Consider the following 502-nt stretch of genomic DNA (forward strand, 5'->3'; position numbering starts at 1 on the left):
GGCTTCACGTTTTGCGCAAGTACACTTGCCTAGCGGTTTTGCCAAACTAGATGATGCTACGCGTGAATCAGTGATTCAAGACAGCATCTGCGAGCATTATCAGCAGTATGAGGGCAGTTTGCCATACGACGGTATCATCAAAGGCTATCGACTGACTATTGAACAAAACAACCACGTGGTCGACCATGCAAAGTATGGATTGCCAAAATCTAGCAGTATCTAAAATTTTTTGAGCGTATAAACAGCACGAGCTGTTAATTGCATTGATTGAATAATAACATTGACTGAAAATAAGTATAAAAAAGCCTCACTGTATCGTGGGGCTTTTTGGTTTTTTACGTGATGTTTTTTGTAAGAGTCAGATATTGCTAAGTGTCAGTTTTATGAAACTCATTTTAGGCCTCAGGTTTAGAGATGGCGCGCCATAAAATTACAAACAGCGCATCAAACTCTGCATTAATAGGCGTCTCTGTCTGGCGAATGGTATGCATTAAACCAAGTC

The 502-nt window shown here is 40.4% G+C and carries 1 pseudogene; it reads left to right on the forward strand.

The annotated features are described in order from the left end of the window. A pseudogene (locus tag ACS8FC_RS21290) lies at positions 1-223 on the forward strand (hypothetical protein); the annotation flags it as partial. Positions 224-502: the final 279 nt, after the last annotated feature.

Source organism: Psychrobacter sp. 1Y4, from assembly GCF_051847555.1.